This window comes from Lentimicrobium sp. L6, assembly GCF_013166655.1.
Lineage (GTDB): Bacteria > Bacteroidota > Bacteroidia > Bacteroidales > UBA12170 > UBA12170.
Map to the genome: position 1 here is coordinate 1 of NZ_JABKCA010000124.1, position 8,054 is coordinate 8,054.

General features: G+C 34.5%; 2 protein-coding genes. One reads left to right on the plus strand and one right to left on the minus strand.

Annotation, left to right across the window (positions count from 1 at the left end; all coding sequences use genetic code 11):
• Window positions 1-195: 195 nt before the first annotated feature.
• Window positions 196-3,258 (minus strand): cytochrome c biogenesis protein CcsA, encoded by a 3,063-nt coding sequence (ccsA, locus tag HNS38_RS19280; RefSeq protein ID WP_172346934.1) that lies wholly within the window; start codon window positions 3,256-3,258, stop codon window positions 196-198.
• A gap of 970 nt (window positions 3,259-4,228) precedes the next feature.
• Between ccsA and HNS38_RS19285 the strand changes: the two genes are divergently transcribed.
• On the plus strand, window positions 4,229-7,912 hold the full coding sequence (locus HNS38_RS19285; protein WP_172281667.1) for a C25 family cysteine peptidase: 3,684 nt from the start codon (window positions 4,229-4,231) through the stop codon (window positions 7,910-7,912).
• Window positions 7,913-8,054 lie beyond the last annotated feature (142 nt).

Here is an 8,054-nt window from a genome sequence, read left to right on the forward strand (position 1 = left end):
ATGATTTGGAGAAAGACGATCAATTAGCTCTGTTTTTATAATCGAACTCAGGTTATTAGCCTCTTGAAGTACCAAATATTAAAAAGCTTTGAAACTAAGTTCATCTAGTTTCAAAGCTTTTTTTATTCCAAAAAAAAAAAAAAACAGAACCTCATAAAAAAGATTCTGTTCTAATTATTTAAGAATATGATGGAACTATTCGCTCCACATTTTTTTGTATTTAAAATAAGCCATTACCGATACTATGAAAATGACCCCTAAAGCATAATACACAAAATTAGGAATTGGCATCGGATCACCTGAAGCATAACTATGCAAACCTGATAGGTAATAGTTTACTCCAAAATAAGTCATCAAAACACTAAAGTACCCAATTACAGTCATCAAATTAAGTGCATAAACCCCTTTTAAACCTGGAACATATCGCATATGAAGAATAAAGGCATAAACCAAAATCGTAACCATTGCCCAAGTCTCTTTTGGATCCCAACCCCAGTATCGACCCCAACTTTCGTTGGCCCAAACACCTCCTAAGAATGTCCCAATAGTCAATAGATAAATACCAACTATCAAAGTCATTTCGTTAATCTTAGTTATTTCATTGATTTTATCTTGAATCCTAAGTCTATTGCTCTTGTTCATAAGTAGAAGAAAAACCAAGTTTAAGAATCCCATAAACATTCCCATTGCAAGGAAACCATAACTGGCAGTAATAATAGCCACATGAATTGTCAACCAATAGGACTTCAAAACAGGAACCAAATTTGTAATCTCTGGATTCATCCAACTTAAATGAGCCACATACATAATTAATGCCGCTAAAACAGAAGTTGCAGCCAAGGCAATTGGACTGTTTTTATAGAAAACCAAACCAGCTAAGATAGTAGCCCAACCAATAAAAATCATTGACTCATAACCATTACTCCAAGGAGCATGACCAGCAATATACCACCTCATTCCTAATCCAAAAGTGTGAGTCACAAAAGAGAGCAAAACTAGAATTGCTAATACGTGAACCGTCCATTTCATTTGGAATTTTGGCATCAACACCCTTACAAAAAGAAGAACAAGCATAATAAAACCGAAAATACCATAAGAGGCAAATAATCTATCGAAAATATTAATCTTATTATACTTAATCTCAAGGTTCATTTTCTCTAAATCAGCAAGCTGTGTAGGAGAATACTTTTCTTGAAACTGTCTTATTCCTTGCAGCATTAGGTTGGCATCGGCATAATTACCTGATTCTAAACCCGCTCTAAGGCTTTGGAAATAGAAGTTAGTAACAGAGGCTACAAAATTAGAATCTTGGGCTTGATATTGATTAAAAGGGCCATTAGGTGAAGTCCATGTAGTATTAGCCTGACCAGGAACCGGGAATATCTTTAAGAAATCCATCTTCATGGCCATGTAAAACACATTCACTCGCTCGTCAACTTTTATCACATCTTTATCTAAAGTCCCTCGTTCGGCAGGCTTCTTCTGATAGGCTGCATCTACATATTTCGCTAACTTGTATCCTCCACTATTTGCATCAAAGAAATCAACAAACCTAGCTCTAGATGCATCATTCCCTATTATCTTTTTTAATTGGTCATTACTTACCTTAATAATTTCTTGTTTCGCCCAATAATCAGGGTTTATCATCATCCCTAACAGAATCTGGTCTGTATTTAGCCCATCAAATGTTACTTTTCTACTAAATTTTCTTACAACCTGGCTACTAACAGAATTAAAAGGCTGGAAACGACCACTCCGCCCCTGTACCAATAATTTAGATAGTTCATCAACTTGTTCGGTTGGAATATCCTTAACAATACATTTTTCACTATTCTGCGCATTAGCCCAATTCGGTATAACTACAAAGAGTAATAAAACAGATGAAGTAGCCATAGTCTTCTTCATCATTAATCTGAATCGACTGTTTTTTGCAAATAAAGCAAAGAACATTCCCAGAGACATTAAAAGATAGCCCAAATAGGTTACTATCATTCCAGCATAATCGTGATTAACGCTTAATACTGTTCCTCTTTCATCTTGATCATAGGAAGATTGAAAGAAACGATATCCCCTATGGTCTAAAACATTGTTCATAAAGATTTTATAATCCATTTCGATATTTTGTGAAGGATCAATTAAAACAACATCACTAGAATAACTACTTGGGCTGTTCGACGCAGGATACCTTTCTAAATGAAAATCAATAAGTTTAATACTAAAGGGAAGCTCAACTAACTCAGAACCATAACTTATAGTAACAACGTCTCCATCTATTCTGAAATCTTTAGGAGCAGCATATCCTGCCATTCCTAATGCATAACTAGAAACCAATTCCTCATCATTCTCACTAAAAACAGAAAAATGAATCGCATTTAAAGAATTTGATTTATTATTAGAAGAGGTTACACCCAATCGAGCTTGGGGATAATATTCACTAAATACCCAACTAAAATCACCTAAGGAATATAGTTTTTCGAGCACGATAGCATGACGAGCACCAGCAGGCAAAGATTCTTTTTGGCCGGATAACATATCGAAGAAAACAACACTATCATTGGCTACAAATTGCAATTCACCATCATTTAACTCTATATTAATATCTTGCGATTCTTCACTATAAAAACCAAAGGACTCTCTACCTAATTCTAAGACCTCACCTTTTGATACGGAATAATTCTGAAATTTGCCGTTTTTTCGAAGTGATATTTCAACCATGGGACTTCCCCCTTCTGATTTATCAATATACTCCATAGCATTTGGCACAAAGTCGGAGGTATGCAAAGTATATTCTTTATCATTATGATCAAAACCTACCTTTACTTCGTCTTTACTAACTGACGAAAACAAAACCTTCTTTTTTGCTAAGACTTCTCCCTGAGCATTCTTAACCATTACATAAGTATGTTCAGATAAAAAAGTATTAGACTGACTACCTTCTCTAATACTCATGGTACCCTCATAACCAACATAACGAGTTAAACCCGCACCAATAATAATTAACAAAAATGAAATATGAAAAATGAACACACTCCATTGTTTTGTTTGCCAAGGTTTAATCTTGATTGAATTAAAAATCAAGTTGATAAATATTAATCCAATAATAGCTTCAAACCAAATTGAATTATAAACCAAAGCTTTCGCAGCTATGGTTCCAAAATCGTTTTCAATAAAAGTTGCTATACCAATTGCAAAGGCAGATACCACCATTAATACTCCGGCAATCTCCATGCTAAAAACATAGTTGATTAGTTTTTTCATAAATTTTTTTTAATTCCCCATTTAAGTAACAAATATCCACAAATAAAACGAAAGGCCAAGCCATCCATTTGAATAGTTAATAAATTAACAGAAAATTTTGAAATCAAGCTTCACTACTTAATAATAACAGTATTCATTAAATGCAAGATTGATATTTCAAAACTAAATTAGACATTTGAATACCTAAATAAACAATTTGTACAAGATTGTTTTTCAACACTATAAATATTATTCATATTTAGTCTTATAACAGATAAATTTAATGACAATAGGTATTATACTGAGTTTTATAAAAACAGTCTTTTTTTTTACAAAAATCAATTGACTTTTCAAAAAAGCATGTAAATTTGCACTGTTTTTAAATAAACAATGTTATTTATTTAACACATTATTACTACCTTCATAAATTAGGTTTTTGTTATAGAATTTAGGTTTTTTGGTTAACCTCCCGAGCCCTTCGGGAGGTTTTTCTTTTTTAGTAACTAAAGTTCTGCATCTTCATTTAGTTTTGAGTTGTTAGACACCTAAACTCAAAGATTCGAAGAATCACTGCTTTAAATCTATAGTATTTGAATTTAGGGCATTGCTGATTTCATTTGTTATCACAATTCAATATTCGCTAAAGGTTCAAACCCTATTGATTTACTCCAAGAGTGAAACTTGAGACATTAAATCTCATACCTATTCGAATATTAATAAACTGCATAAGGATAAGAAATTGCTTTCAATTCACATCACCACTTATAATTTAAACTTCAATCTTTATAAACACTCAGACATAATATTAATTACAATACTGAAATCTAATTGCTTAGCATCTCTATTTACAACATACAAATAGTATGATTTCTATCCAAAAAAGTTGATATTACGATCATTATTCCTTTTATTTGCATTAATGAAATAGTATGAACAACTTTTTTAATTGAAATTTGTCTAATCATTAAATTAATCTAAAATATCATTTTGTATGAAAAAATTTACTTGGAGTGGATTATTAGCCCTTATGATGCTTTTCAGCATTCAAACTCAGGCTTATAATTCAACAATTTCTGTCTCAACAGAAAAAACCAGCAGCAAAGTTGTACAAAGCAACTCTGAGGCTATGAATCTAAAATTCCATTTTGGGGACATTCAAACTATGGATGTAAAAACTTCACAGGGAATTTTTACTGAGTTACGTATGGATGGGGCTTATTCTTCTAATTTAATTGGAGAACCTAAACTTCCAGTACAAAGAAAATTAATCGCTATTCCTTTTGGAGCTAAAATTAAAGTAGAGGTGAATAACTTTACCGTTTCTACTATTGACTTGAACGAAAAAGGAGTTAATTATCCGTTGATGCCATTACAATATGACATTCCTAAAAGCATGGATGTAGATGATATTCCTTTTGAATACAATGAACAAGCCTATGCATCAAAAAGCTTCAACCAAAGCGAGATTGCTAGTGTTGAAATTTTAGGAGTAATGAGAGGTGTTAGATTGGCAAGAGTAACTGTTGAACCCATCCGATTCAACCCTTCTACAAACCAATTAGAGGTTTATAATGATATTGATATCACCTTATCTTATGAAGGTGCTGACATTGCAAAAACACAGCAAACTTTTAAAAACACCTATTCCCCTTTCTTTGATGTGGTTTACAAATCACTTTTAAATGTAGATGATGTTTATGATGAGCATCCTGACCTTTTAACTTTCCCTGTAAATATGTTAATTGTTGCAGATCCTATGTTCACAGAAACACTACAACCATTCTTAGAGTGGAAAACAAAAATGGGTTATGAGCTAACTGTAGCTTATACCGACGAAATTGGTGGTTCTACAAGCGAAATTCAAACTTGGGTTCATGATCAATATGCTGAAGGATTTGCAGCAGGTAATGCTCCTGACTTCCTAGTTATTGTTGGTGATGTTCAACAAGTTCCTGCAAGTGCTACTGGTAGTTCTAGTAACAAAAAAACTGACCTTTATTATGGTTCAGTAGATGGTGACTATTTCCCAGAAATGTACTACGGACGTATGTCTGCACAAAACACAACTCAACTCGAGAATATGTTGAATAAAATCATTCCTTATGAAAAATATGAAATGGATGATCCAACATATCTAGACGATATAACATTAATTGCTGGCGCTGATGGCACATGGAATCCTAGAGTAGGACAAGCAACTATAGATTATGGAACAGAGAATTATTTCAATGCAGAGCATGGCTATGATGACATTTGGGTTTACCTAACTAGTTATTCAGGATGTTATGATCCTGAAAGAATTGCTGTAGGTTTTATCAATTATACTGCACACTGTAGCGAAACTTCTTGGGCAGATCCAGGTCTAAGTATTGCTAATGTTAACAATTTCAGTAACACTGGTAAATATCCTCTTGCTATTGGTAACTGCTGTTTAGCTGCCGATTTTGGTACCAACGAATGTATTGGTGAAGCATGGATTAGAGCAGAAGACAAAGGTGCTGTTGGATATATTGGTTCTTCACCATCCTCTTATTGGTTTGAAGATTTCTATTGGTCTGTAGGTGCATTTCCTATTTCTGGAAATAATGATGGTTACGTTCCTACACAAGAAGAAACTACTTTAGGTGCCTATGATGGTGCTTGGGGCGAAAGCTATTTCTGCCAAGACGCACTAATCTTTGTAGGTAACTTAGCGGTAACTGAAGTTGACATCCAAGGATATGCACAACATTCTTCACCAACTTATTACTGGCAAGCTTATAATACTTTTGGTGATCCTTCTTTAATGCCTTATCACACACAAGGTAGCGATAATGTAGTCAACCACATGGACATTGTTCCTATTGGTGTTACTGAATATGAAGTTAGTGCTGAACCAGGTTCTTATGTAGCTATTAGTAAAGATGGCGTTCTTCACGGAACAGGTCATGTTGACGCTAGTGGTAGCGTTATGGTTGAAATGGATCCTATCCTTTCAGGTGGAGACGTTGATATCGTTGTTACAAGATCTCAATATATTCCTTATATGGAAGTTATTCCTGCTGCTGCACTAGAAGGACCTTACCTTACTGTAAGCGAATTCACATTTAATGGTGGAAACGAAAATGTGGATTACGGAACTACTGTTTCTATGGACATGGATGTAAAAAACCTAGGCACTGACCCTGCAACAGGTGTAACTGTTACCATTAGCGGTTCTGACCCATATTGTACATTAACAAGTGCAGCTACTATTACTGTTGGTGATATTGCTGCTGATGAAGTAATTAACCTAACTGATGCCTTCACATTCGACATTGCTGACGATGCTCCAGATATGTATAGCGTTTCTCTTGACCTCGTTATCGAAGGTACCGCTAAAGAAACTTGGGAATCAACATTAAACTTCAATATTTATGCTCCAGTTCCTGAATTTGGTGCTTACACCATTGATGATGCTGCTGGAAACGGAAACGGCAGATTGGATCCAGGTGAAACTGCAGATATCACAATTAACACTTATAATAATGGACATGCAGCTTCATTAGCTGGTACTTTAGGTGTTTCTTCTTCAAGCTCATTTGTTACTATTAATACAGCAAATGTCGATGTTGCTGCTATTGATGCTGAAGGTATGGAAGCTGTTACATTCACAATTTCTACAGAAGCCTCTACTCCTATTGGTACTTTAATAGACATTAACCTTGACTTGGCTGCTGGAAATTACACTACTAATATGCTAATGCAAGAATTAGTTGGTTTAATTTTAGAAGATTTTGAAACTGGTGATTTCTCTGCTTATGATTGGCAATTTAACACCAATGCCTGGTCTATTGTTGGTGCTGATGAAGCTTATGAAGGTGAATACGGAACACGTTCTGCCGCTATTAATCATAACGAACAATCAGTTATGGAATTAGATTATACCGTAGCTGCTGAAGGTGATTTCTCCTTCTATTATAAAGTATCATCTGAAGGCAATTATGACAAATTGAAATTCTATATTGATGGTACTATGCAAGACGAATGGTCTGGTGAAGTAGCTTGGGCTATGGCCGAGTACACCTTAACTGCTGGAGATCACAACTTGAAATGGGAATACATGAGAGATGGTTCCGCCGTAAGTGGTGAAGATTGTGCTTGGGTTGATTATATTGTTTTCCCAGCAAGTAGTGATAATGTTTTAACTGCTGCATTCAATGCTGATGATGTTAACCCATGTGATGGTGGAACTGTAGGATTTACTTCTACCTCATTAGGTGAGGTTACTTCTTGGAATTGGACCTTCGAAGGTGGAACTCCAGAAACTTCAACAGATGAAAACCCAAGTGTTACCTATGCAACTCCTGGAAATTATAATGTTGTTTTAGAAGTAAGTGACGGAGCAGAAACTGCAACTATCACAAAAGAAGATTTCATCACTGTTCATAACTGTACTGGTGTTGAAAACTTAGAAGCTGCTATTAGCCTTTATCCTAACCCTAACAATGGTGTATTCTTCCTAGATATCCAAGGAATGAAACAAGCTAACCTAACTATTGTTAATGCTTTAGGAACTGTAGTATATGAAGAGTCTAATTTAACTGTTGACAACAGCATGAAGCGTATTGACCTTAGCCAAGAGGCCGAAGGTGTTTATATGCTTATCGTTGAAAATGACAATCAAAGAATGATTGAAAAGGTTATTGTAAAATAATTCTTATCATATGAATATTAAAAAAAAGGGTTTGACAAAGTCAAACCCTTTTTTTTTGTGTCAAACTCACAATAATCTTTTTAAGAAGTCACATTAAAAATTATGGGGAGCAATGGTTTTTAGCCTTTTCATAGTTACAATG

Excerpts from the sequence above, each read along its gene's own strand:
- ccsA (WP_172346934.1), bottom strand. The coding sequence starts at position 3,258 with ATGAAAAAACTAATCAACTATGTTTTTAGCATGGAGATTGCCGGAGTA.
- HNS38_RS19285 (WP_172281667.1), top strand. The coding sequence starts at position 4,229 with ATGAAAAAATTTACTTGGAGTGGATTATTAGCCCTTATGATGCTTTTC.